Here is a 24,854-nt window from a genome sequence, read left to right on the forward strand (position 1 = left end):
CCCGAGGAGCCGGAATGCCGCTCGTCCGCACCGTCCTGACCGCCGGGGCCGCCGCCGGCGCCGTCGCCGTCGCCCTGGCCGCGCCGGCGCACGCGCAAGAGCACGATCGCTGCGGGGCCGGGCTCGCCGTCCCCGGGGCGGAGAAGCAGGTGGCCGCCTGCCTGGACGACCTCACCACCGCCGGGACGGTCGCCTCGGGGCACACCGTCCCCGCCGACTGGGCGGGCCTGCACGCCGCCGGAACGCGGAACCCGGCCGGCGTCCCCGGAATCCAGCTGGACGGCTATTTCCCGGACGGGTCGACGTTCAACGCCAACAACGGCTGGAACCACGACGCGCAATTCGTCATCCGCCTGCCCGAGCGCTGGAACGGCGGGCTCGTCGTCGCCGGCACCCCCGGCAACCGCCGCCAGTACGCCAACGACGTCACGATCTCCGACTGGGCTCTCGGCAAGGGCTACGCGTACGCCGCGACGGACAAGGGCAACAGCGGCCTGGAGTTCTCCAAGGACGGCCGCCGCCCCGGCGACGCCGTCGCCGAATGGAACGACCGCCTGACCCAGCTCACCCGCGCCGCCAAGAAGACCGTCGCGAAACGCTACGGGCACGCCCCTCGCCGCACCTACGCGGCGGGCATCTCCAATGGCGGCTACCTCGTCCGCTGGCAACTGGAGAACCGCCCGGACCTCTACGACGGCGGCATCGACGCGGAGGGCACCCTCTGGCGCGCCGGCGGCCCCAACCTGTTCACCTATCTACCGGCCGTGCTCCGCGCCTACCCGTCCTACGCCGCCACCGGCGACCCGGCCGCCCACAAGGCGCTCCTGAAGGCCGGACTGGCGCCCGGATCGGAATTCCTCTGGCCCTTCCACGACCAGGTCTACTGGGAACTCACCCAGCGCATCTACCGCGAGGAGTTCGACCCCGCCTACACGGGCGAAGAGGCCGGCTACGACTACGCCGCCCGGCCGAAGGCGGTCCATCGCGCGGTGGCCCGTGTTTCCCTCACCGGCAGAATCCGCAAACCCCTGATCACCCTCCAGGGGACCTACGACTCGCTGCTGCCGATCAGCACCGACTCCGACGCGTACGCGAAACTCGTCCGGGCCCGGGGAAAGGCGCCCTACCGCTACTACCGGTTGGAGGCCGCCAACCACGTCGACGGCCTCTACGACACTTATCCGGACCGCCTCCGCCCCCTCCTCCCCTGCATGCGCACGGCCTTCACCGCCCTCGAATCCTGGACGCGGAACGGCACGGCCCCGCCGGAGAGCGGCACACTTCCCCGGCCCGCGTCCGGCGACCTCGTCAACACCTGCTCCCTCACCGACTAGCCGGGGACGTCCAAGGGCGCCGGCGTCTTCAGCGCGGCGCCGAGGCGTCCCTGCCCTCCGAGACCGACGGGCTGCGGGTGCTCGTGTCCTATCCGCGCGCGCCGGCCGCGGCGATCGCCGCGGTCAACCGGGAGCGGACGCCGCCGATCAGGCTCCGCGTGTCGATGCACCACGGCCCGCTGTCGGACGGCCTGTTCGGCGCGGTGGGCCGGGCGCCGATCGTCGTCGCCCGGCTGCTCGACTCCGAGGAGCCGCGAGACGAACTGCGCGCCGATCCCGGCCGCGACATGGCGCTGATCGTCTCCTCGTCCCTCTACCAGGACCTCGTCGAGACCGAGTTCGAGGGACTGGACCCCAAGGAGTTCCATCCGGTGGACATCACGGCCAAGGGCGCGGTCTTCCCGGCCTACATCCACCGCGGGTCGCGCTGACCCGTCAGAGCCCGGCGCGCGTCCAGGCGACCAGGTCGCCGGCCGGGAGCGTGTTGACGATCTGGGACGCCGCCACCCCGCACCGGGCGGCCCGCTCGCAGCCGAAGGGCTGCCAGTCGAGCTGGCCCGGCGCGTGGGCGTCGGAGTCGATCGAGAAGCGGCAGCCTGCCTCGACGGCGAGGCGCAGCAGCCGTTTGGGCGGGTCGAGCCGCTCCGGACGCGAGTTGATCTCGACGGCGACGTCGTAGGCGGCGCAGGCGTCGAACACGAGGGCGGCGTCGAACTCCGACTCGGGGCGCAGGCCGCCGCGCTTGCCGCCGGCTTTCACGATCCGGCCGGTGCAGTGGCCGAGGACGTTCACGCGCGGGTTCGCGACCGCGGCGACCATGCGCTTCGTCATCGCGACGCGGTCCATGCGGAGCTTGGAGTGGACGCTGGCGACGACCACGTCCAGCCGTTCGAGCAGGCCGGGCTCCTGGTCGAGGGCGCCGTCCTCCAGGACGTCGACCTCGACGCCCGTCAGGATGCGGAACGGCGCGAGATCCTCGTTCAGCGACGCCACGGCGTCGAGCTGGCGGCGGAGGCGGTCGGCGGACAGGCCGTTGGCGACCTTCAGGCGCGGCGAGTGGTCGGTCAGCGCGAGGTACTCGTGGCCGAGGGCGCGTGCCGTCTCGGCCATCTCCCGGATGGGCGAGCCGCCGTCCGACCAGTCGCTGTGCGTGTGCAGGTCGCCCTTGAGCGCGGCGCGGAGCGCGGCCGCGGCCTCGTCCGGCGGCTCCCCCTCCGTCGCCTCCAGCCGGCGCAGGTAGACGGGGGTCTCGCCGCGCAGCGCCTCCTCGATGACCAGGGCGGTGACCTTGCCGATGCCGGGCAGGGCGGTCAGGGTGCCGTCGCGGGCGCGGCCGGCCAGCTCGTCCGGGGGCGTCCGCTCGGCGAGGTCGGCGGCCGAGCGGAACGCCCGGACGCGGTAGGTCGGCTCGCGGGCGCGCTCCAGCAGGAACGCGATGCGGCGCAGCGCTTCGACGGGCTCCACGCCTCGCACCGTACCCAGGTATGACGGGACGTGTCCCACCATGGTGTCATCCGGGACCCCCCGCGGGTCTCTAGCCTGGTCGTCATGGCCGGGGACGAATCCGAGGAAGAGCCGAACCTGCTGCGCGCGGCGCTGCGGAACGGGATTCCGGCCGCCGCGGTGACGGGCCGGGCCGAACCCGCGCCGCCGCTCGACCGCCCCTGGCCGGCCGGGCTGCGCTGGACGCGTTTCCTCGGCATCGGGCGGCTGCCGTTCGGGCTGGTCGCGAACCTGTGCTGGATCGCGGTCACCGCCCTGGTCACCGGCGGGACGAGTTCGATGCTGCGGGAGCCGGTCCGCGCCGGGGCGGCGGGCTATCCGGGGGACGGCACGGCCCTGCTGATCGCGATCATGGTGACCGCGCCGCTGGCCCTGCGCGACCGGCATCCGCTGGCGGCCTGGCGGTTGAGCTTCGGCGCGCTGGCGGTGCTCGCGCTGAGCCCGTGGCCGCCCGGCATCGAGTACACCGAGGGCGGCGCGTTCGCGGCGCTGATGTGCGTCTACACGGTGACGGTGCGCTGCTCGCGGGACGTCGCGCTGGGCGTCGCGGTCCTGTCCTTCGCCGGTGTGTGGATCAAGGACGCGGACTCGGCGCCCGGGGCGTCGATGCTGCTCCTGCTGCCGCTGGCGGTGGGCTACGCCGTCCGGGTCCGGCGGACGTCGCGGCGCGAGCTGGCCGAGCAGGAGCGGCGGCACCAGGACGCCGAGGCGGTGCTGACGGAGCGGGCGCGGATCGCGCGGGAGCTGCACGACGTCGTCGCGCACCACATGTCGATGATCGCGATCCAGGCGGAGGCGGCCCCCTACAAGGTCGAGGACGTGCCGGACGAGACGCGCCGCGACCTCGCCGAGATCCGCGCGACCGCGCTGGACGCGCTGACCGAGCTGCGCCGCGTCCTCGGCGTCCTGCGCGCGGAGGACGGCGCCGAGACCGCGCCGCAGCCGAGCCTGGAGCGGCTGGACGACCTGGTCGGCAACGCGCGCGGCGCGGGCCTGCGGGTCGAGACGCGGCTGGACGGCGACCTCGCCGGGCTGCCGCCGGGCGTGGGCCTCACCGCGTACCGGATCCTGCAGGAGGCGCTCAGCAACGCGATGCGGCACGCACCCGGTTCGCGAGTGGAGATCCACGTTTTCCGGGATGCCGGAAATAATGGGAATGGCGGGAATGATGACATCGTGGGGCTCGGCGTCGTGAACGGCCCGCCCGGCGGCGGGCAGGTGCCGGGCCCTCCGCTGCCGGGCGGCGGGCACGGGCTGCTCGGGATGCGGGAGCGGGCCGCGGCGCTGGGCGGCGAGCTGACCGCCCGCCCCACGTCCGAGGGAGGATTCGCCGTGGCCGCGACGCTGCCGGTGAGGGCGCGGGAGACGACGTGACGATCCGGGTGGTGATCGTCGACGACCAGGGGATGGTGCGCTCCGGGTTCGGCGTGCTGCTGAACGCCCAGCCGGACATCGAGGTCGTCGGCGAGGCCGTCAACGGCGAGGAGGGCCTGCGCCGGGTCGCCGAGCTGCGGCCCGACGTGGTGCTGATGGACGTCCGCATGCCGGTCATGGACGGTCTGGAGGCGACCCGCCGGCTCCTGTCGGGCCCCGGGAACGGCACTGATAGCGGCGCGGGCGGCGGCACGGATGGCGGCGCGGATGGCGGCGTGCCGAAGGTCCTCATGCTCACCACGTTCGACCTGGACGACTACGTCTACGCGGCGCTGCGGGCGGGGGCCAGCGGGTTCCTGCTGAAGGACGCGTCGGCGACCGAGCTGGCCGACGCGGTACGGGTCGTGGCGGCGGGCGACGCGCTGCTGTCGCCGTCGGTCACCCGCCGCCTGATCGCCGAGTTCTCCCGGCTCGGCGGGCCGCGCGCGCCGTCCCGCAAGCGGCTGGAGGAGCTGACCGAGCGGGAGACCGAGGTCCTGGCGCTGGTGGCGCGGGGGCTGTCCAACGGGGAGATCGCCGGGAGGCTCGTCGTCGCCGAGCAGACCGTCAAGACGCATTTCGGGCGGATCCTGATGAAGCTGGCGCTCCGGGACCGTCCGCAGGCGATCGTCTACGCCTACGAGGTGGGCCTGGTCCGCCCCGGCGACTGATACCTGAGGGCGAGCCGTCACACCGGGGTCGCACGCCGCAAGACCGCACCGCCGGTTGATCTCCGCCACGCCGTCCGGTTCCTAGCTTCCTTGTCAGTGCCGTGAACCACTGACCAGGAAGGACGTGCCGCATGCCGCGCGTTCGCAAGGCCGTCGCCGCCGTCTCGCTGCTCGCGGCCGGTTCGACGGCCGCCGCCGCGCGGCCGGCCGAACTGTACGCCGCCCCGGAGCCGGTGCCCGCGCTGTCGGCCGCGTCCCTGGACGTCCGCTACGAGGCGACCGACCGGAACATAAGCCGGGCCCTGGCCACGGCCGAACGCGTCCACGACGAGGACCGGACGCGCGCGCTCGCCGCTCTCTTGGCTCCGGGCAGGCGTTTCCTGGCGTTCGACCCGCGCGGCACTGGACGAGCCGTCGAAGTCATAGGCGACCTAGAGCACGCCGACCGGATCGCCGTTGTGGTGCCCGGCGCGGACAACACGCTGTCCAACTACGACTCCCCCAAGTTCGTCGGCGACGGCGGCCGGGCGCTCTATCGCGAGGCCCGCGCGGACGCTCCGCGCACACGTCTCGCCGTGATCGCCTGGCTCGGCTACGACTCGCCCTCGACGCTGAGCCCCACCGTCCTGACGTCGGGCCCGGCCGACGACGGCGCGCGCGGGCTGCGGCGCCTCCTCACCGGCGTGCACCACGTGAACGGGCGCGCCCGGTTCGCCCTGCTCTGCCACAGCTACGGCTCGGTGGTCTGCGCGAAGGCCGCCCGGCGCGCGGCGGACCCGCCCGTGGACGACCCGCCCGTGGACGACCCGCCCGTGGACGACCCGTCCGTGGACGACCTGCCCGTGGACGACCTGCCTGTGGAGGACATCGCCCTCTTCGGCAGTCCCGGAACGACGCTGGACAAGGCCGCGGACCTCGGGACGTCCGCGCGCGTCTGGGCGGGCCGGGCGAAGGGCGACTGGATGCGCTACGTACCGAACGTCCGCTTCGCCGGGCTTGGCTTCGGCGCGGACCCCGTCTCGCCCGGCTTCGGCGCCCTCCGCTTCGACGCGGGCACCGGCCCGCACAGCGCCTACCTCAAGCCCGGTTCGCTCGCACTCCGCAACCTCGCCCTCATCGCCCTCGGCCGCGCCGCGGAGGTCACCCGCACTTGAGCGGTCACCCCGTCGGCGATGCGGCGGCGGCTGACCCGCCGGACCGGACCCGTCCCGGCGGGTCACCCCGCCGCCGCGACCGCGTTGACGGGCGTCACCGCGGTAACTCCGGTCACATTGGGTAGCCTGCCGGAAGTGCACGCCGCGCCCGACCGGCCGGGATGAATCGAGTCGCACCTGCACCGGCCGGCCGGCCGCGCGCTCGTGCTCGCCGCGATCGCCGCCCTGGCCGGCCGCTTCTGACAAGCCCTGCCCGCGCGGCGCCGGTCCGCACGCGGGACGCGCCGCCCGCCCGAGATCCTGGATGGTCGACATACGCACGATGCCGCCGCACCCCGCGATGCCGCCGCACCTCGCGAAGCCGGGCACGCCCGTCCGGCGGCCGCGCTCCCGGCGGCTGCGGCGGGCGCTGGCCGGCGCCGCGTCCATCGGCGTGATCATGCTGACGACGGCCGGGACCGGGAACGCCGACCCCTACGCCGCGCCCGTCCCGGTCCCCATGCTGGCGCCCTCGACGCTGGACGTCCGGTTCGCCGCGGAACGCCAGGCCATCGAGGAGGCGTTGGAGACGGCGCAGGCGGTCGGCGACGTCGACCGCGGCAAGGCGCTCGGTGCGTTCCTCCAGCCCGGACGCCGTTTCCTCTACTTCGACCCACGCGGCGGCGGACGAGCCATCGAGGTCGTCGGCGACCTCGCCCGTGCGCGGCGTGTCGCGATACTCGTCCCGGGCGCCGACACCACCCTGTCCGCGTTCGACAGGCGGGGCGCCAAACCGTGGTCGACTCCGGGCGGCGGCGCCCGCGCCGTCTACGCGCAGGCGCGGTCCATGTCCCCGGACCCCGGGCTGGCGGTCGTCGCCTGGCTCGGATACGCGGCGCCCAAGACGTTCAGCAGTGACGTCCTCACCGACGGCAGGGCCTCCGAAGGCGCGGAGAGGCTGCGCCACTTCATGAAGGGGCTGCACCGGGTCAACCCTGGCGCGACCGTGGGGTTGCTGTGCCACAGCTACGGCTCGGTGGTGTGCGGCCGCGCCGCGTTGGACGGCCCCGGAGGCACCGCCTGGCGTCAGGTCACCGACATCGCCCTGTACGGCAGTCCGGGCACGACCGCATGGTCGGCCTCCACGTTGAGCAGCACCGCCCGCGTCTGGGCGGGACGAGGCTCGACCGACTGGATGGAGGACGTCCCCCATGTGCGCATCTTCGGGCTCGGGCTAGGCCCCGACCCGGTCTCCCCCGAGTTCGGCGCGCGCGTCTTCGACGCCGGACCCGGCGGCCACAGCGACTACCTCGCTCCCGGCTCGTCGTCGCTGCGCAACCTCACCGACATCGCGCTGGGCCGCGCGTCCGACGTCGCCCCGGGCTGACCCGTTCGCCCACCTGAGGCCGGGTCACCGCCGGTGTGGTGGCACTCTAGGGTCGTGGACACCGCGAGCGAGGCCGAGATCCGTGACCAGACCACCCAGCGCCTGGAGAAGGCGATGGGGACGTTCGGCACCGCGGCCCTGTCGAGCATGGAGGAGCAGCTCCCCTGGTTCCGGCGCATGCCCGCCGACCAGCGCTCGTGGATCGGCCTCGTCGCGCAGGCGGGCATCGCCGCGTTCGTCGAATGGTTCAAGAACAACGAGAAGACGCGCCCGGCCATCGCCGGCGAGGTGTTCGGCACCGCGCCCCGCGAGCTGCTGCGCTCCATCAAGCTGCACCACACCATCGACATGATCCGCGTCATCATCGAGGTGGTGGAGACCCGCCTCGACGAGCTGGCCGCGCCCGGCGGCGAGGCCCAGCTCCGCGAGGCCATCCTCCGCTACACGCGGGACGTGGCGTTCGGCGCGGCGCAGGTCTACGCGCGCGCCGCCGAGACGCGCGCCGCGTGGGACGCGCGGCTGGAGGCGCTCGTCGTCAACGCGGTCCTCCGCGGCGAGGTCGACGACGGCATGCACTCCTGGGCCGCCGCCCTCGGCTGGACGTCCAAGCCCGTCACCGTCATCGCCGGGTTCACCCCGGAGGACGAGGAGCCCGAGGTCACCATCGACCAGATGCAGCTGGCGGCGCGCCGCGCGCGCGCCGACGTGCTCGCCGGCGTGCAGGGGCACCGCGTCATCGTCATCGTGGGCGGCGAGACCGACCCCATCGAGGCCGCCCGCCCCATCGCCGCCAAGTGCGGCCCCGGGCCCGTCGTCGTCGGCCCGCAGGTCTCCGACCTCTACGAGTCCACCCACTCCGCCCAGGCCGCGGTGGCCGGCCTCCGCGCCGCCGCCGGCTGGCCCGACGCGCCCCGCCCCGTCCAGGCGACCGAGCTGCTGCCCGAACGCGCCCTGGACGGCGACGACGACGCGCGCCGCTACCTGGTGGACGGCGTCTACAACCCGATGCTCGCCGCCGGCGCGCCGCTCCTCGACACCCTCACCACCTACCTCGAGCAGGGGTCGTCGCTGGAGGCCACGGCGCGGCTGCTGTTCGTCCACCCCAACACCGTCCGGTACCGCCTGCGCCGCGTCACCGAGCTGACGGGCCTGTCGCCCACCGACGGCCGCAACGCCTTCACGCTCCGGATCGCGCTCGTTCTGGGCCGCTTCGGGACACGGAGGTTGTAGAGGTCGTACAAAGGGGTCCGGGCAAACTTCGTGCTGATCGGTATCGAGTCCTGCGGGGATCAACGGCAGGGTGGACGCTGTGATACTCCTCGCATCGCCCGGCCAGGGCGCCCAGACCCCCGGCTTCCTGCAGCCATGGCTTGAGATACCCGGAGTCGCCGACCGTCTCGCCTGGTGGTCGGCAGTCACCGGGCTCGACCTGGTCAGGTACGGGACCGAGGCGGACGCCGAGGAGATCCGCGACACCGCGGTGGCGCAGCCGCTGCTGGTCGCCGCCGCCCTCGCCGCCTGCGAAGTCCTCTACGAGGGCGCGCTGCCGGACGCCGTGGCCGGGCACAGCGTCGGCGAGCTGGCCGCCGCCGCGATCGCCGGGGTGCTGTCCCCGGAGGCCGCGCTCGTGCTCGTCCGGGAGCGGGGCCGGGCGATGGCCGAGGCCGCCGCCGTCGCCGAGACCGGCATGACCGCCGTGCTCGGCGGCGACACCGACGAGGTCCTCGCCGCCATCGACAAGCACGGGCTCACCCCCGCGAACGTCAACGGCGCCGGCCAGATCGTCGCCGCCGGGACGATGGAGCGGCTCGCGAAGTTCGCCGACGAGCCGCCCGCGAAGGCGCGGCTCCGCGCGCTGTCGGTCGCGGGCGCGTTCCACACCGAGCACATGGCGCCCGCCGTGGACACGCTCCGCCGCCTCACCGCCGGCGCCCCCGTCGCCGACCCGCGCACGACGCTGCTGCAGAACCGCGACGGCGCCGTCGTCGCGGACGGGCGCGAGTTCGTCGCGCGGCTCGCCGACCAGGTCAGCGCCCCCGTCCGCTGGGACGCCTGCATGGCCGCCATGCGGGACCTCGGCGTCACCGGGATCATCGAGCTGCCGCCCGCCGGGACGCTGACCGGCCTGGCCCGGCGCGAGCTCAAGGGCATCGAGCTGGTGGCCCTCAAGACACCCGGTGACCTGGACAAGGCCCGCGAACTGATCAAGGCGGACGCGTCATGACCGCAGTGCTACAGATCCCCGAGACGACCGCCGGGTCCCGCATCCTGGCGTTCGGCGACTACCGGCCGGACCGCGTCGTCACCAACGACGACCTCGCCGGGAAGGTCGACACCAGCGACGAGTGGATCCGCAGCCGCGTCGGCATCGCCGAGCGCCGCATCGCGGGCGACGACGAGGGCATCGTCGAGCTGGGCGTGCGGGCGGGCGCCAAGGCCCTCGCGGGCAGCGGCCTCGCCCCGTCCGACATCGACCTCGTGATCCTCGCGACCTGCTCCGCGGAGTCGCCGATGCCGGGCCACGCCGCCCAGGTCGCGCACCGCCTCGGCATCGACGCGCCCGGCGCGTTCGACCTCAACGCCGCCTGCGCCGGGTTCTGCTACGCGCTCGCCACCGCCAGCGCCGCCGTCCGGACCGGCAGCTCGCGCAACGCGCTGGTGATCGGCTCGGAGAAGATGTCCCAGTGGATCGACTGGACCGACCGCTCCACCTGCATCATCTTCGCGGACGGCGCGGGCGCGGCGGTCGTGGCCGCCAGCGACTCGCAGGGCATCGGGCCGGTCGTGTGGGGCAGCGCCGGCGACAAGTACGACAAGATCATCATCGATGACCGGCACTCGTTCATCCGGCAGGAGGGGCAGGCGGTGTTCCGCTGGGCCACCACCGCCATCGCCCCCGTCGCGGTGCAGGCGTGCGAGCGGGCCGGCATCAAGCCGGAGGACCTCGCCGCCATCGTCCCGCACCAGGCCAACCTGCGCATCATCGAGGCCATCGCCCGCAAGGTGAAGGCGACCAACGCCGTCGTGGCCGACGACATCGTCCACTCCGGCAACACTTCCGGCGCGTCCATTCCGCTGGCGATGTCCCGCATGATCGAACGCGGCGACGTGCCGTCCGGCGCCCCGGCCCTGCTGGTCGGATTCGGCGCCGGACTGTCCTACGCTGCCCAAGTCATCCAGATCCCGTAGGCCGTCACGCCTGCCCGCAGGGCCTGGACCAACCCACCGAAGGAGAACGCAGAACCATGGCAACCGCCACCGAAGAGCAGATCCTGGACGGCCTCGCCGAGATCATCGACGACATCGTCGGCATCGACAAGTCCGAGGTGACCCCCGAGAAGAACTTCATCGACGACCTCGACATCGACTCGCTGTCGATGGTCGAGATCGCCGTGGCCGCCCAGGACCAGTTCGGCGTCGAGATCCCCGACGACGAGCTGCGCAACCTGAAGACGGTCAAGGACGTCATCAACTTCGTCCAGAGCCTGCAGACCTCGGCCAAGAGCTAGCCGCGGGGAAGGCGCGCCGCCACTCCGGCCGGAGGCGGCGCGCCCGACCTTCACCCCCCCTTCACAGTCCGCAAGGAGCACCCACATGAGCACGAGCCAGACCAGAGTCGTGGTGACCGGTCTCGGTGCAACGACCCCACTCGGCGGAGACCTGCCGTCGACCTGGTCCGCCCTGCTCGCCGGAGAATCCGGGGTCCGCCCGCTGGAATGGGAGGGCGTCGAGGACCTGCCGGTCCGGTTCGCCGCGACGCTGAAGGTCGACCCGTCCGAGATCCTGCCGAAGCAGTCGCTGCGCCGTCTCGACCGCAACCAGGCGATCGCGCTGATCTCCGCGCGGGAGGCGTGGGCCGACGCGGGGTTCGGCCCGCCCGCCGGCAAGCCGCAGAAGGGCATGGAGAAGGCCGGCGTGGACGGCGGCTTCACCGTGGACGGCGAGCGCCTCGGCGTCGTCTTCTCCAGCGGCATCGGCGGCCTGCACACCGCCCTCAACAGCTACGACGTATTCCGCGAGAAGGGCTGGTCGCGGGTCTCGCCGTTCACCGTCCCGATGCTGATGCCGAACGGCGCGTCCGGGCACGTCGGCATCGAGTTCGGCGCGATGGCCGGCTCGCACGCCCTCGTCAGCGCCTGCGCGTCCAGCGGCGAGGCCGTCGGCTACGCCATCGACATGATCCGCGCCGGCCGCGCCGACGTCGTGATCTGCGGCGGCACCGAGTCGTGCATACACCCGCTGCAGATGGCCTCGTTCGGCGCCATGCGCGCGATGTCGACCCGCAACGAGGCGCCGGAGCGCGCGTCCCGGCCCTACGACAAGAACCGCGACGGGTTCGTCCTCGGCGAGGGCTCCGCGGTGCTGATCCTGGAGTCGGAGGAGCACGCCCGCGCCCGCGGCGCGCGGGTGCACGGCATCGCGGCCGGCTGCGGCTACTCCGGCGACGCCTACGACATCGTCCTGCCCGACCCCAGCGGCGCCGGTCAGGCGAAGGCGATGCAGCGCGCGCTGAAGGACGCCGGGCTGGAGCCCTCCGACATCGTGCACATCAACGCGCACGCCACCTCCACCCCGGCCGGCGACGTCGCCGAACTCGCCTCCATCAAGGCGGGGCTCGGCGAGGAGGCGGCCCGGCAGGTGGTCGTGACCGCCACCAAGTCGATGACCGGGCACCTGCTCGGCGGCGCCGGCGCGCTGGAGTCGGTGTTCACGATCCTCGCGCTGAAGGAGGGCCTCATCCCCTTCGTCGCCAACCTGGAGGACCTCGACGAGGAGGCCGACCTGGACATCGTGCGGGACGAGCCCCGCAAGATCTCCGACGGCCCGGCCGCGGCGCTGAACAACTCGTTCGGCTTCGGCGGCCACAACGTCTCGGTCGCCTTCCAGCGCGCCCTCTGACCCGCGGAGGGCATGCGCACAGAGAAGACCTACGCGTAGCGAAGGCGCACGCGCATAAGGGAACGGCCCGGCGGATCCATTCCGCCGGGCCGTTCCCTTGTGTCGCGCGTCCGCGGAGGCGTCCCGCCCCGCTCCCGTCCGGCCCCGGCCGTTCAGGCGGCGGGCGGCCCGGCGCCGGCCGGGGCGGTGGGGCGCGTCCGTTGCGGGGCGGGCACGCGCCAGGCCGCCGGGGCCGGCGGGCGGGGCGTCACACGGCGGCGTGCAGCCAGCGGACGGGGGCGCCGTCGCCGGCCCTGCGGAAGGGCTCCAGCTCGTTGTCCCACGGCGTGCCGAGGAGGCGTTCGAGCTCCGGCTCCAGTGTGATCTTGCCGACGGCGGCGTTGGCCATGACGGAGCGGAGCCGGTCCTCGGGGACGAGGATGTCGCCGTTGGCCCCGATCACGCCGGAGAACACCCCGAGGGACGGCGTGAAGCTGAACCGGACGCCGTCGGTGCCGGGCGTCGGGTCCTCGGTGGCCTCGAACCGCACGAGCTTCCAATTGCGCAGCGCCGAGGTGATGCCCGCGGCGGTACCCGGCCTGCCCTCCCAATGAAGCTCGGCGCGCAGCGTTCCCGGCGCGGCCGCCTGATCTGCCCATTCAAGGGAAACGGGCACACCGAGAACACCTGCGGCGGCCCACTCGATATGCGGGCTCAGCGCAGGCGGCGCGGAGTGGACGTAAAAGACGCCACGTGCGGTCACCGGACCTCCTGGATCTGTACCGAGGCTCGTCTTCCCCTACGGCCTCGTACGTCCCAAGTCGGCGTCCGCGTCCCTCATTGTGCATCATCGGCCCGTCTCGCACCACCGGGAGGCCGTTGTTTATTGAACGCTTGACCATGCGATGCGCGCCGTTAACCGGGCTCGCGCGACAAGGTTAGGCGCTTCGCGGCCGGTCCGCGGCGAAAGCACGCAACACGGTCGGCGACGGCGGCGGCGACTTTCCGTCCATTTCCGGTGACCCGGAGTCGCCGGTCCGGCACCATGGGCGCGGAGGCGGGCACGGGCGAGAGCGAGGGGACGATGTTCGATCAACAGGCGCGGCTGGAGCGGGTGCTCGCGCGCCATCCCGACGCGCGGGTGGTGGAGCCGCTGCCGGGGCGTCCGGCGCTGGTCCGGCGGGACGAGATCCTGGTCGCCGGGCAGGACGCCGGCGCGGTCCAGGACGTCGTGCGGCGCTGGTACGACTCGCGGCAGGACGAGCACGGCGTCACCCGGCTGCGGCTGCGCGCCCCCGCGAAGGTGGACGTGTGCGAACTGTCCGCCCTGCTCGCCTCGGGCGGGATCGGCGCCGGCGGGCGGCTCCGCAGCCTGAGCGCCGCGCCGAACCACCTCGTCCTCGGCCAGCCGATGTGGTGGAGCGGGCCGGCGGACCTGCCCCGTCCGGCCGCGCCCCTGCCGGCGCCCCGGGCGGCCGCGCCGAAGCGGGACGCGACGGTCGCGATCCTCGACACGGGCCTGTCGCCGCATCCGTGGTACGCCGGGGCCGACTGGTTTCGCGAGCAGCCCGCGGAGGACGCCGAGGTCCTGGACGCCGACCTCGACTTCGCGCTGGACGCCCAGGCCGGGCACGGCACGTTCATCGCGGGCGTGGTGCTGGCGCAGGCGCCGGCCGCCCGGCTGCGGGCCCGCCGGGTCATCGGCGGCGACGGGGTCGGCGACGAACTGGACGTGATCCGGGCGCTGCACGGGCTCGCGGAGCGGGGCCGCGCCGACGTCGTCAACATCTCCCTCGGCTGCCACACCTACGACGACCGTCCGTCGCCGGTGCTCGCACGGGCGATCGCCGCGCTCGGCCGCCGGACGGTCGTGGTGGCGTGCGCGGGGAACTCGGCGACCGACCGTCCCTTCTGGCCCGCCGCGATGAAGCCGGTCATCGGCGTCGGGGCGCTGGACGGCGGCGGCCGCGCCTGGTTCTCCAACCACGGCTGGTGGGTGGACGCGTGCGCGCAGGGCGTCGACGTGGCCAGCACGTTCGTGTCGTTCGACGGGCCGCGGCCGCCCGTGCGCGGCCTCGACCCCGACCTGTTCCAGGGGTACGCGACCTGGAGCGGGACGTCGTTCGCGGCGCCGGTGGTCGCGGGCCGGATCGCCGGTCGGGCGGCGGCGGACGGCGTCGACGCGGTCACGGCGGCGGACCGCGTCCTCGATCCGGCGTCCCGTCCGGTGCTCAGCGATCTGGGCGTGGTCGTCGAAGCGCAGAAAGACACCGAATCACAGAAAGACACCGACTGTCAGGGATCGATGGCATAGGGTCATCGGAGCGGGGGGCCTCGGGAGGAGACTTCGGTGGCCCAGAAGGACGGAACGGACGAGCTGGTGGTCCGGGCGCGCGACGGCGACGGTGACGCGTGGGCCCGGCTGGTCGAGCGGCACAGCGCGCTGCTGTGGTCGATCGCCCGGTCGCACGGATTGAACGACGCCGACTCGGGCGACGTGGTGCAGACCACCTGGCTGCGGCTGGTGGAGCGGATCGACGGGCTGCGCGATCCGGCGGCGACGGGGTGCTGGCTGGCCACGACGGCGCGGAACGAGAGCCTGCGGCTGGTGCGGCGGAGGGGCCGCGACCTGCCGCTGGTGCCCGCGCCCCGGCGGGCGGAGCCCGGCCCCGACCGGGTCGTCGCGGCGCGCGAGCGGCTCAGCCGGGTCGGCGCCGCGCTCGACACGCTGCCGCGGCGCTGCCGGACGCTGCTGCGGCTGTTCGCGCTGGCGCCGAGCCACGCCGAGCTCGCCGCCGCGCTCGGCATCCCCGTCGGCAGCGTCGCCCCGACCCGGGCGCGCTGCCTGGACGCGCTGCGGAGGCTCGTCCCGTGAACGACGACGAGCTGATGTCCGGGGTCCGGGAGGCGTTCGAGACCCTGGACCCCGTGCCGGCGGACGTGCTGGCGGCGGCGCGCGCGTCGATCGCCTGGCGGGCGCCCCACGCGACGCTGGCGGAGCTGGCGCACGAGCGGCCCGGCCGGACGGCGGCCGGGGTGCGCGGCGCGGCGGCCCGGACGCTGACGTTCGCCTGCCCCGGCTCGGGGATCGAGACGGTGGAGATCGAGGTCGCCGAGCACGGCCGGCACCGGGAGATCACCGGGCGGCTCGTCCCGTCCTCGCCGGCGCTCGTCGAGGTCCGGCACCGCGACCTGCCGCCGGACGGGATCACGGCGCGGGCCGAGCCGGCCGGGCTGTTCTGCGTCCCGCGCGTCCCGCAGGGCCTGGTCAGCCTCGTGTTCCGGCTGGACGACGGCTCCTCGATCGTGACGAGCTGGATCCGCCTGTGAGCCCGGACGAGCGCGCGCTGCTGTGGATGGCCGCGAGGGACCCGGCGACCGCCTTCGCGCGTGCGCTGGACCTGCTGGAGGACGGCGGCGGCGTCCTCCAGCAGGCGGCGGACGGCGGAAACGTCCTCGCGCTCCGGGTGGCCGGGCTGGCCGCCAAGGAGCTGGGCCGTCTGGAGGAGGGCCTCGCCTTCCTGCACCGGGCGCTGCGCGCGGCCGCGGACGGCGGCGACGGCTATGCGGCGGCGCAGGTGCGGATGAATCTCGTCGGCCTGCTCGCGGCGCACGGCGACATCACCGGGGCGCTCGACCACGCGCTCGCGGCGGGGGCCGTGCTGCGGGGCCCGGACGCCGACAGGCTGGCCGCGAACAAGGCGTGCGCCCTGGCTCGCGCCGGACGGCTGGACGAGGCGCGCGACGCCGCCGCGGAAGCCCTGCCCCGCCTGAGGCAAGGTCACGACCCCGCCGCGCTGAACGGCCTCCTCACCAACCTGGGTCTCGCACTGGCCTTCAGCCGCGACTACGACGCCGCGGAGGAGGCCCTGGAGGAGGCCGTCGCAGTCGGTGAGGCGGCTGGGTTACGCCACCAGACGGCCATGGCGAAGGGCAACCTGGCCTTCGCGGTGTCGCGGCGGGGGGACGTCCCGCGCGCGCTTCGGCTCTTCGCCGAGGCCGAACCGGGCCTGTCCGGTGAACGCCTGGCGCAATGCCGGTTCGACCAGGCGGAGACGCTCGTCATGGCCGGGCTGCCCGGCGAGGCGCGGCCCGTCCTCACCGCCGCCTTGGAGGCCGCCATGGCGAACGGGTACGGATGCGACGTCGCCGACGGTCACCTCCTCCTCGCCCACGCCGAACTGGCGGACGGCCACCCGGAACAGGCCACGGACGCGGCCGAACGGGCCCGCGCCCTGTTCGCTCGGCAGGAGCGGACCGGATGGATGCTGCTGGCCGAGCACGTGCTGCTCAGGGCCCGGTGGGCGTCCGGCGAACGGTCCGCCGTGCTGCTCCGCTCGGCGGTGGCCGCGGCCGGTCGGCTGGAGGGCGGCGGCTGGCCGGACGCCGCCGACGAGGCCCGCATCGTCGCCGCCCGCGTCGCGCTGGCGCTCGGCAGGCCCGCCGGGCACCTGCTGTCATCCGTCGGCGGTACGCGCGGCCACGCGTCCACGCGGATCGCCGCATGGCACGCCCTCGCCCTCGAACGCGCGGCGCGGGACGACCACCGGGGCGCGGTGGCGGCCGTCAGGTCCGGGCTCCAGGTCACCGAGGACCACGCGGAAGTCCTCGGCGCGCTCGATCTGCGCGCCCGCGCGGCGGGCTTCGCCGCCGAGCTGGCGGAGCTCGGCCTCGGCCTCGCCCATTCGGCGCAGGAGGTGCTGGCCGTCGAGGAGCGGCGGCGGGCGATCGCGCGTCCGGTGCGGGTCCGTCCGCCGAAGGACCTCGAGCGCGCCGCCGCGCTGGCCACGCTGCGCGTCCTCAGCGTCGACCACACGGCCGACACCGCCCGCGGCGGCGTCCCGTCCGCGCTCTCCGCCGACATCGCGGAGCTGGAGGCGGCGATCCGCTCCCGGACGCGCCGCCGGCCGTCCGGCGCGTCCGCGCCGGCCCGCTCCGCGGGGACGGCGGAGCTCGCCGCGGCGCTCGGTGAGCGCGCCCTGGTCGAGCTGGTCCCGATCGGCGGCGAGCTGCACGCCGTGACCGTCGCGGACGGGCGGCCCCGCCGCCACCACCTGGGGACGTGCGCCGCCGCGAGGCACAAGACCGACCTCGTCCGGCTCGCGGCGCGCCGCCTCGCCGGGGCCGACGACGAGGAGCTGCTCGCCGCCCTCACCGGCGCGGCCGGACGCCTCGACCGGCTCCTGCTCGCCCCGCTGGGCCCCGTCGTCGGCGACCGCGATCTCGTCATCGCCCCGACCGGTCCCCTGCACGGGCTTCCGTGGGCGGTGCTTCCGTCGCTCGCCGGACGTCCGTTCACGATCGTCCCCTCCGCGGGCGCATGGCTCCACGCACGCCGGCCGGCGCCCGCGGACGGGCACGCCGTGCTCGTGGCGGGCCCCGGCCTGCGGCACACCGGACGCGAGATCGCCGCTCTGCGGCGCCTCCACCCGCGAGCCCGCGTCCTGGACGGCATGGACGCGCGCGCGGAACCCGTCCGGGACGCCCTGGACGGCGCCGCCCTCGCCCACATCGCCGCCCACGGCGAGTTCCGCCAGGGCAACGCCCTCTTCTCCCGGCTGCGGCTCGCCGACGGCCCGCTGATGGTGCACGACCTCGACGAGCTGACCGCGCCGCCGCACCTGATCGTCCTGTCCGCCTGCGACATCGGCCGCGCCGACGAGGGCGACGCCGTCCTCGGCATGGCCGGCGCCCTGCTCGCCCTCGGCGCCGCCACGGTGATCGCCAGCGTGGTCCCCGTCCGGGACGAGGCCACGCCGGAGTTCATGTCCGCCTTCCACACCGCCGTCGCGGCCGGGCAGAGCCCCTCCGCGGCCCTGGCCTCCATCGCCCGCACCCCCGCGACGGCCGGCTTCCTCGCCATGGGCGCCGGGTGACGGCCTCGGCGCCGGCCCCCGGGGCCGGGTCAGTCGTCGCCGGTCGCGACCGGGTTGGACGGGTCGGTCACCCAGTTCGACCAGGAGCCGACATAGAGGGCGGCGGGGATGCCCGCGAGGTTGAGGGCGAGGATCTCGTGGGCGGCGGTGACGCCGGAGCCGCAGTAGGCGCCGACGTCCAGGGCGTCGGTCGCGCCGAGCTGCGCGAAGCGCTCGCGCAGCAGCTCGGACGGCAGGAAACGGCCGTCCACCCCCACGTTGCCGGACGTGGGGGCGTTCCGGGCGCCCGGGATGTGCCCGGCGACCGGGTCGACCGGTTCCTGGTCGCCGCGGTAGCGCTCCGCGGCGCGGGCGTCGAGCAGGACGCCCGCCCTGGCCAGTTCGGCGGCGCCCTCCGCGTCCAGGACGGGGAGGCGGCCCGGCTTCGCGATGAAGTCGCCCGGTTTCACCTCGGCTTCGGCGGTGCTCACCCGGTGGCCCGCCTCCGTCCAGGCGTGGTGGCCGCCGTTCAGGACGCGGACCCTGTCGTGCCCGAAATAGCGCAGCGACCACCAGACGCGGGCCGCGGACGTCGAGTCGGCGTCGTCGTAGACCACGACCAGGCCGTCCTGCGACACCCCGGCGCGGCGCATCGCCGACTCGAAGACGACGGGGTCGGGAAGGGGATGGCGGCCGCCGGGGCCGGGCGGCCCGGCCACGTCGCGGTCGAGGTCGACGAACACGGCGCCGGGCAGGTGCCCCTTGCGGTAGGACTCGATCCCCGGCGGCCCCGCCAGATGCCATCGGACGTCCAGCAGGACCACGGGCGTCTGGCGTCGCAGCAGCCGATCCAGTGCGGGCACTTCGATGAGAGGGTGCACACGGCCAGTTTGACCGCCGATGCCCCGATAAGGGAGGGGCGAGGCCTGGTTCATCTCACAACCGCCGGGTCTCCGGGGCGGGACGTGCTGAGCAGCGGGACGAGCTGCTCGGCCGGGACGAGGGAGCCGTGCATGCCGACCATCCGGTTCAGCCAGGGCTCCCGCTCCGACGCGACGATCGCGAGATCGCCGTGCGGGACGGCGAGCACGTCGCCGATGCGCTCCGCCATCCCGTCGCCGAGCGGGCCGAACCAGCCGTCCGCCACGGCCTGCTCGCGCGGCACGACCCAGGCCCGGTCGCCGAGCAGGGCCGTCCAGGTGGCGAGCACGTCGCCGTGGGCGCCCGGCTCGCTGTAGACGTAGCGGCAGCGGGCGTCCCCGCCGAGGAGCGCGACACCGTCCCGCAGTTCGGGGACGGTGTCGGCGTCCACCCGCTCGGACGGGTCGACCATGCCGTGGTCGGCCGTCACGTACAGCGCCGAACCCGGTGGCAGGACCGCCGCGATCTGCTGGACGAGCACGTCCACGAACCGCAGCTGGTGCCGCCAGTCGGCCGAGTCGACGCCGAACCGGTGGCCGGTGCCGTCGAGGTCGGCGTGGTAGGCGGTGACGTACGCGCGGTCGCCCCGGCGCAGCGCCGCCTCGGTGCGGCCGACGAGCTGCCCGAGGCCGTCGGCGGACAGGTAGTCGGCGCCGCGGGCGGTCGCGCGGCTCAGCCCGGAGCGCCGGTACTGGCGGAGCGACACGTAGCCGGTCTCCACGCCGTCCGCCGCCGCCCGCTCGTACGCGGTCGGGACGGGCTGGAACGTGGCCGGGTCGGGGTCGTCGTCCTTCCAGTGCAGGCAGTTCAGCAGCCGTCCCGCGCCGGGGATCGCCACCTGCAGGCCGAGCAGCCCGTGCCCGCCGGGCGGCGCGCCGGTCCCCAGCGAGGCGAGGCTGGTGACGGTCGTCGCCGGGAAGCCCGCCGTGATCGGGCCGCCGTCCATCGCGTTCAGGTAAGGCGCCTCGTCGGGGTGCGCCTTGAGCTGCTCCCAGCCGAGCCCGTCGACGATCAGGACGCAGGCGCGCGGCAGGGCGGGCAGCCCCAGCACGTTCGCCTCGCCGGCCACGCCCAGCGCGGCCAGCACCGACCCCGGAAGATCGGCCAGCGCGCCCGACCCGTACCGCGGAACGGGCGGCTCCGGCCCCACGCCGGTCACCGGACTGCCCATCCCATGGGAGCGGGCCCCCGCACCCGCCGAAGTTCCGCTCCGGTCACCGGGCGGTCGCGGCGGACAGTTCCTCGGCGAACGCCAGCACCTGGGCCACCGCGTCCGCGCCGTCGGCCGCCTCGCTGACCCGCAGGGACAGGTCGTCGGCCGTGACGCTGCCGGTGTAGCCGTGGTCGGCCTCGCAGTTCTCGTCGCCGCACGTCGCCGGTTCGAGGTCGATGTGGGCGATGGCGCCCCAGCCGATGGTCAGCACGACCTCGGTGGGCGGCACCCCCGGCACGTAGGACGCCGGGTCCGGGACGACCCGCGTCACCGCGACCGACTGGACGCGCTCCAGTTTGACGGCCTCGGTGGTGGTGGAGGCGTGCGGCTGGGCCATTCCCTCGCCGGGCGGGTGCTCGTCGGTGTGGCACACCAGCAGCCGGGCCGCGGACAGCACGAGCACCGTCACGTGGCGCCGCACCTCCATCGCGGGGTCGAACGTCGCCTCGTGGTGAACGACATAGGCGACGACGCGGTCGTCGCCCACGGCCGACTCGACCGCGTCCGCGACCAGGGCCGGGTAGTAACCGCTGCGCTCGATCGCCGTGCGCAACCCGCTTGCGGTCGCTCGGGTTTCCCTCATGGCCCCATCCTGCCCTGTCCGGGGCGGTGGCGCACATGACCGTCCCGGCGCGCGGTCATTCGCGCGCCTGGCGGGTAGGGGGCGGGCATGGACGAGCATCCACTGCCGACCCCGCCGCCGGTGCCGCCGCCCACCCCGGACCCGGCCCCCGCGCCGCAGCCGCCGGTGCCGCCGCAGCCGCCGCCCGGCCCGGCGCCGCGGCCGCCCGGTCCCGTCCCGCCGGGGCCGTCGCCCGAGCCCGTCCCGCCCGGTCCGCCGCCGGAGCCCACTCCGCCCGGTCCGGCTCCGGAGCCGACGCCGCCGTCCCCGCCGCCGGAGCCGATCCCGCCGGGTCCCGAACCCGACCCCGTCCCGCCCACTCCGGACCCGCGCCCGCCGGGGCCGCCCGGTTAGAGGCGGCGGGGCCCCATCTCCGCGCGGGGGCCGAGGGGGCGCTCGAGCGTCAGCCTCGCCTCGCGCACCGTGGCGCCGGCCCCGTCGACCACGACCGGGGCCAGCTCCAGCCGCGCCACCTCGGGAAGGTCGTAGCCGAGGCGGGACGCGCGCAGCAGCAGCCGCTCCAGGGCCCGCACGTCCACGGGTTCGGCGCCCCGGTGGCCGAGCAGCAGCGGGGCGGTGCGGATCGCGCGGATCATCTCCGCCGCCTCCACGTCCGCGAGCGGCGACAGGCGGTAGGCGCGGTCGTCCAGCAGGGCGGCGGTCTCGTCGGCGATGCCGAACGAGATCAGCGCGCCGAAGGAGCGGTCCTCCCTGACCACGATGCGGGTCGGCACCCCGTCCCCGCCGCCGCCGACCTCGATGCCGTAGCAGCGGAGCAGCTCGGCCGCCTGCTCGGGCGCGACGTCCACCGGGCCGCCGTCGCCGAGCCATTCCGCGACCAGGACGCGCGCGCGGTCGCGGTCGACGTCGTCGAACACCGGCGTGCGGCCCGCGGGCCGCTGCCGCCACTGCGCGTACCGGATCACGTACGCCAGCGCGCGTACGGCGTCCTCCGGCGAGGGATAGGACGGCACCGAGCCCTCGGCGGGCATCCCGTCCGGGCCGGGGACGCGCAGGTCGGCGGGCATGCCCTCGCCGCCCAGGTAGGTCGCCACGATCGGCTTGCCGGTGCCGGCGGCGAGCCGGAGGATCTTCTCGGGGACGCGCACGTCGTAGCCGCCGATCGTCGGCGGCGTGAACAGCGCCACGACCGCGTCGACCGTGTCGTCGGCCAGCGCGCCGGCGAGCGCGGCCTCGTAGTCGTCGGCGTCCGCGCGGGGGCCGAGGTCGATGCGCGGCCGGACGTCCAGGCCGAGCGCGGCGGCCTCGTCCTGCGCCAGCAGGCCCAGCGAGTTGGAGTTGTCGATGATCGCGATGCGGTCGCCGGCGGGGAGCGGCTGGTAGGCGAGCACCTGCGCGACGTCGAACAGCTCGGACAGGTCCTCGACGCGGATGACGCCCGCCTGCTCGAACAGCGCGCTCACCGCGTGGTCGGCGAGCGTGAGCGCGCTCGCGGCGTGCCCGAGGGGGACGCCCTGCGTGCTGCGGCCGCTCTTCACCGCCACGATCGGCTTGCGGCGGCCGAGCCTGCGCGCCAGCCGCGCGAACTTGCGCGGGTTGCCCAGCGACTCCAGGTACAGCAGGACGGCCTTGGTCGCCGGGTCCTCCTCCCAGTACTGCATGAGGTCGTTGCCGGAGACGTCCGCCCGGTTCCCGGCGGAGACGAACGTGGACAGACCGAGGCCGCGTTCGGCCGTCCGCTGCAGGATAGCGATGCCGAGCGCGCCGGACTGGGAGAAGAAGCCGACCGGGCCGCGTCCCGGCATGGTCGGCGCCAGGGTCGCGTTGAGGCGCACGTCAGGGTCGGTGTTGGCGATGCCCAGGCAGTTGGGACCGACGACGCGCATCCCGTAGGCGCGCGCGAGGCTCACCAGTTCCTTCTGGGCGGCGCGTCCCTCCTCCCCCACCTCGCCGAAGCCGGACGACACCACGACCAGGCCGCGCACGCCCTTGCTCGCGCACTCCTCCACGACCTCGTGCACGGCGTCGGCGCGGACGGCGACGACCGCGAGGTCGACATCGTCGGGGATCTCCAGGACGGACGCGTACGCGCGGACCCCCGCCACCGCCACCGCCGTCGGATGCACCGGGTAGACGGGCCCGGTGAAGTCTCCGGCGAGCAGGTTGCGCAGGGCCGTCTGCCCGACGCTGTGCTCCGCGCGGCTCGCCCCGATCACCGCGACCGACCCCGGGAACAGCAGCCGCTGGATCGAGCGCGACTCGGCCCGGTGCTCGCGGGCCGTCATGACCTCCAGCGAGGTGTCGGTCGGCTCCAGGTCGAGGACGAGCTCGATCACGCCCTCCTCGAACCGCTGCTCGGCCCGGTAGCCCGCCTCCCGGAACACCCGCGTCATCCGGCGGTTGTCGGGCAGCACGCTCGCCACGAACCGGCGCACGCCCCGCTCCCGCGCGGCCGCCGCGATGTGCTCCAGCAGCACCGCGCCGAGGCCGCGCCCCTGGTGCGCGTCCTCCACGAGGAAGGCGACCTCCGCGGTCTCGGGCCGGTCGCTGAGCCGGTCGTACCGGACGACCGCCACCATCACCCCAGCGATCGTGGCGATCAGCGCGACGCGCCGGTCGTGGTCGACCGTGGTGAAGTGCTCGACGTCGCGGTCCGACAGGTGCGGGCGCGGCGAGAAGAACCGGTAGTAGATCGACTCGGGGGACAGCCGGTCGTGGAAGGCGCGCAGCAGGTCCGCGTCCTCGGGCCGGATGGGGCGCAGGTGGGCCGTCCCGCCGTCGCTGAGGACGACGTCGGCCTCCCATTGGTCCGGGTAACGCTCGGTCACGTACCCGAGGGTAAGGCACGGACGCTCGCGGCCCGCGCGGGAAAAATCAGGCTTCCCCGCGTTTCGCTGCGCGTTCGAGACCTAATCGGGGCTCAGGAGCTGTTACGGTCAACCACACGTCCAAGAATTGCCGCTCGCGCGGGCCGTGTTGATCGAGGTGATGACTCCATGACGCGCGTGGTCGTGGTCGGCGATCTTATGACAGATACCGTGGCGCGTGCCGCGTTCCCGTTGGCCAAGGGAAGCGACACGCCGGCCGCCGTGACGACTCACGGAGGCGGCTCGGGTGCCAATGTGGCAGCCTGGCTCGCCCTGGAGGGGGTCGAGGTCGCGTTCGTCGGCCGCCGCGGCTCCGACATCGCGGGCCGGAACCGGGACATGGAGATGATGGGGTACGGCGTCGACGCCCGCCTCGTCATGGACCAGGAACGTCCCACCGGCACGTGCGTGGTGATGGTCACCCACAAGGGCGACCGGACCATGCTGTCGGACCCGGGCGCCAACGCCGCGCTCCTCCCCGAGGACATCGAGCGCTGCAAGGACCTGTTCTCGCAGGGCACCCATATGCACCTCTCCGGCTACTCGCTGATCAACGAGGGCTCCCGCAAGGCCGCCATCCACACCCTGGACCTCGCCCGCAAGGCGCAGATGTCCGTGTCGGTGGACGGCGGCTCGTCCTCGCCGCTCAAGCGCATGGGCGCGGAGCCCTTCCTGGAGTGGACGCAGGGCGCCCGCCTCCTCGTCGTCAACACCAAAGAGGCCGAGATCCTCACCGGCCGGGACACGCCGGAGCAGGCAGCCAAGGTGCTGACCGCCTGGTACCCGCAGGTCGTGATCAAGACCGGCCCGGACGGCGCCATCTGGTACACCAACGGCCGCCCGGAGCCCGTCACCGTCGCCGCCGAGCCCGTCGAGAAGATCGTCGACGGCACCGGCGCCGGTGACGCGTTCGTCGCGGGCTTCCTGCCGCCCTGGCTGGACGGCAAGCAGCCCGCCGACGCCCTCACCGCCGGCTGCCGCCTCGCCGCCCAGGCCATGAAGCACCTGGGCGCCCGCCCCTCCCTCGACGTGATCGACAACCAGATCAACTGACCCGCTCGGAGCGCGGGCCGGAGTCCGGCCCGCGCGGTCGCCG

23 protein-coding genes are annotated in these 24,854 nt (G+C 74.6%); 17 read left to right on the forward strand and 6 right to left on the reverse strand.

Annotation, left to right across the window (positions count from 1 at the left end; translation table 11 throughout):
* The first annotated feature begins 14 nt into the window (after nt 1-14).
* The gene (locus tag ACA511_RS37265) at nt 15-1,334 is read left to right on the forward strand and encodes a tannase/feruloyl esterase family alpha/beta hydrolase (protein ID WP_375029434.1); all 1,320 of its coding nucleotides are present in this window, start codon (nt 15-17) and stop codon (nt 1,332-1,334) included.
* Nucleotides 1,335-1,417: 83 nt separating this feature from the next.
* Entirely contained in the window at nt 1,418-1,765 is a 348-nt protein-coding gene (locus ACA511_RS37270) for a hypothetical protein (RefSeq protein WP_375029435.1), read from the forward strand.
* 4 nt (nt 1,766-1,769) lie between these two features.
* Here ACA511_RS37270 and ACA511_RS37275 read toward each other — a convergent pair whose 3' ends face one another.
* On the reverse strand, nt 1,770-2,798 hold the full coding sequence (locus ACA511_RS37275) for a PHP domain-containing protein (protein ID WP_375029436.1): 1,029 nt from the start codon (nt 2,796-2,798) through the stop codon (nt 1,770-1,772).
* An 84-nt stretch (nt 2,799-2,882) separates the two neighbouring features.
* Between ACA511_RS37275 and ACA511_RS37280 the strand changes: the two genes are divergently transcribed.
* From ACA511_RS37280 to ACA511_RS37320, 9 genes are all read left to right on the forward strand, one after another.
* On the forward strand, nt 2,883-4,211 hold the full coding sequence (locus ACA511_RS37280) for a sensor histidine kinase (RefSeq protein ID WP_375029437.1): 1,329 nt from the start codon (nt 2,883-2,885) through the stop codon (nt 4,209-4,211).
* Entirely contained in the window at nt 4,208-4,921 is a 714-nt protein-coding gene (locus ACA511_RS37285) for a response regulator (RefSeq protein ID WP_375029438.1), read from the forward strand. The genes ACA511_RS37280 and ACA511_RS37285 overlap by 4 nt, the downstream gene beginning before the upstream one ends.
* 131 nt (nt 4,922-5,052) lie before the next feature.
* On the forward strand, nt 5,053-6,075 hold the full coding sequence (locus ACA511_RS37290) for an alpha/beta hydrolase (protein WP_375029439.1): 1,023 nt from the start codon (nt 5,053-5,055) through the stop codon (nt 6,073-6,075).
* Nucleotides 6,076-6,379: 304 nt separating this feature from the next.
* A complete protein-coding gene (locus ACA511_RS37295) occupies nt 6,380-7,441 on the forward strand; it encodes an alpha/beta hydrolase (RefSeq protein ID WP_375029440.1) in 1,062 nt (353 codons plus the stop codon).
* A 54-nt stretch (nt 7,442-7,495) separates the two neighbouring features.
* On the forward strand, nt 7,496-8,671 hold the full coding sequence (locus tag ACA511_RS37300) for a PucR family transcriptional regulator (RefSeq protein ID WP_375029441.1): 1,176 nt from the start codon (nt 7,496-7,498) through the stop codon (nt 8,669-8,671).
* Nucleotides 8,672-8,750: 79 nt separating this feature from the next.
* Nucleotides 8,751-9,665, forward strand: a complete 915-nt coding sequence (locus ACA511_RS37305) for an ACP S-malonyltransferase (protein ID WP_375029555.1) — start codon at nt 8,751-8,753, stop codon at nt 9,663-9,665.
* The gene (locus tag ACA511_RS37310; protein ID WP_375029442.1) at nt 9,662-10,630 is read left to right on the forward strand and encodes a beta-ketoacyl-ACP synthase III; all 969 of its coding nucleotides are present in this window, start codon (nt 9,662-9,664) and stop codon (nt 10,628-10,630) included. Before ACA511_RS37305 ends, ACA511_RS37310 begins: the two co-directional genes overlap by 4 nt.
* A 56-nt stretch (nt 10,631-10,686) precedes the next feature.
* On the forward strand, nt 10,687-10,950 hold the full coding sequence (locus ACA511_RS37315; protein ID WP_375029443.1) for an acyl carrier protein: 264 nt from the start codon (nt 10,687-10,689) through the stop codon (nt 10,948-10,950).
* 85 nt (nt 10,951-11,035) lie between these two features.
* Nucleotides 11,036-12,340: a beta-ketoacyl-[acyl-carrier-protein] synthase family protein gene (locus ACA511_RS37320; RefSeq protein ID WP_375029444.1), complete on the forward strand. Its 1,305-nt coding sequence runs from the start codon at nt 11,036-11,038 to the stop codon at nt 12,338-12,340.
* Between the two features lie 247 nt (nt 12,341-12,587).
* On the opposite strand, the gene ACA511_RS37325 is transcribed toward ACA511_RS37320, so the two are convergent.
* Entirely contained in the window at nt 12,588-13,082 is a 495-nt protein-coding gene (locus ACA511_RS37325) for a DUF3145 domain-containing protein (protein ID WP_375029445.1), read from the reverse strand.
* Between the two features lie 255 nt (nt 13,083-13,337).
* On the opposite strand from ACA511_RS37325, the gene ACA511_RS37330 reads away from it, so the two are divergent.
* Genes ACA511_RS37330 through ACA511_RS37345 form a run of 4 tightly spaced genes read left to right on the forward strand, consistent with a single transcriptional unit; the run spans nt 13,338 to nt 18,195 of the window.
* The gene (locus ACA511_RS37330; RefSeq protein WP_375029446.1) at nt 13,338-14,633 is read left to right on the forward strand and encodes a S8 family serine peptidase; all 1,296 of its coding nucleotides are present in this window, start codon (nt 13,338-13,340) and stop codon (nt 14,631-14,633) included.
* 36 nt (nt 14,634-14,669) lie between these two features.
* Nucleotides 14,670-15,194 carry an RNA polymerase sigma factor gene (locus ACA511_RS37335; RefSeq protein ID WP_375029447.1) on the forward strand — a complete coding sequence of 175 codons (525 nt, stop codon included), beginning with the start codon at nt 14,670-14,672 and terminating at the stop codon, nt 15,192-15,194.
* Nucleotides 15,191-15,649, forward strand: a complete 459-nt coding sequence (locus ACA511_RS37340; protein WP_375029448.1) for a hypothetical protein — start codon at nt 15,191-15,193, stop codon at nt 15,647-15,649. Before ACA511_RS37335 ends, ACA511_RS37340 begins: the two co-directional genes overlap by 4 nt.
* Nucleotides 15,646-18,195 (forward strand): CHAT domain-containing protein, encoded by a 2,550-nt coding sequence (locus ACA511_RS37345; protein WP_375029449.1) that lies wholly within the window; start codon nt 15,646-15,648, stop codon nt 18,193-18,195. Before ACA511_RS37340 ends, ACA511_RS37345 begins: the two co-directional genes overlap by 4 nt.
* Before the next feature lie 29 nt (nt 18,196-18,224).
* On the opposite strand, the gene ACA511_RS37350 is transcribed toward ACA511_RS37345, so the two are convergent.
* From ACA511_RS37350 to ACA511_RS37360, 3 genes are read right to left on the reverse strand one after another with little or no spacing between them, the layout of a single operon-like run.
* Entirely contained in the window at nt 18,225-19,055 is an 831-nt protein-coding gene (locus ACA511_RS37350) for a sulfurtransferase (protein ID WP_375029450.1), read from the reverse strand.
* A 50-nt stretch (nt 19,056-19,105) separates the two neighbouring features.
* Nucleotides 19,106-20,266, reverse strand: coding sequence for an alkaline phosphatase family protein (locus ACA511_RS37355; protein WP_375029451.1), 1,161 nt, complete (start codon nt 20,264-20,266; stop codon nt 19,106-19,108).
* A 43-nt stretch (nt 20,267-20,309) separates the two neighbouring features.
* Nucleotides 20,310-20,891 carry a DUF5998 family protein gene (locus ACA511_RS37360; protein ID WP_375029452.1) on the reverse strand — a complete coding sequence of 194 codons (582 nt, stop codon included), beginning with the start codon at nt 20,889-20,891 and terminating at the stop codon, nt 20,310-20,312.
* Between the two features lie 87 nt (nt 20,892-20,978).
* Here ACA511_RS37360 and ACA511_RS37365 point away from each other — a divergent pair, with 87 nt between their 5' ends.
* Nucleotides 20,979-21,284, forward strand: coding sequence for a hypothetical protein (locus tag ACA511_RS37365; RefSeq protein WP_375029453.1), 306 nt, complete (start codon nt 20,979-20,981; stop codon nt 21,282-21,284).
* Here ACA511_RS37365 and ACA511_RS37370 read toward each other — a convergent pair.
* The gene (locus tag ACA511_RS37370; RefSeq protein WP_375029454.1) at nt 21,281-23,719 is read right to left on the reverse strand and encodes a GNAT family N-acetyltransferase; all 2,439 of its coding nucleotides are present in this window, start codon (nt 23,717-23,719) and stop codon (nt 21,281-21,283) included. The two genes, ACA511_RS37365 and ACA511_RS37370, sit on opposite strands and share 4 nt — an antisense overlap.
* A gap of 168 nt (nt 23,720-23,887) precedes the next feature.
* Between ACA511_RS37370 and ACA511_RS37375 the strand changes: the two genes are divergently transcribed.
* Nucleotides 23,888-24,811 carry a carbohydrate kinase family protein gene (locus ACA511_RS37375; RefSeq protein WP_375029455.1) on the forward strand — a complete coding sequence of 308 codons (924 nt, stop codon included), beginning with the start codon at nt 23,888-23,890 and terminating at the stop codon, nt 24,809-24,811.
* The last annotated feature ends 43 nt before the right edge of the window (nt 24,812-24,854 follow it).

It is taken from the genome of Actinomadura sp. GTD37, from assembly GCF_041951365.1.
Taxonomy (GTDB): Bacteria; Actinomycetota; Actinomycetes; order Streptosporangiales; family Streptosporangiaceae; genus Spirillospora.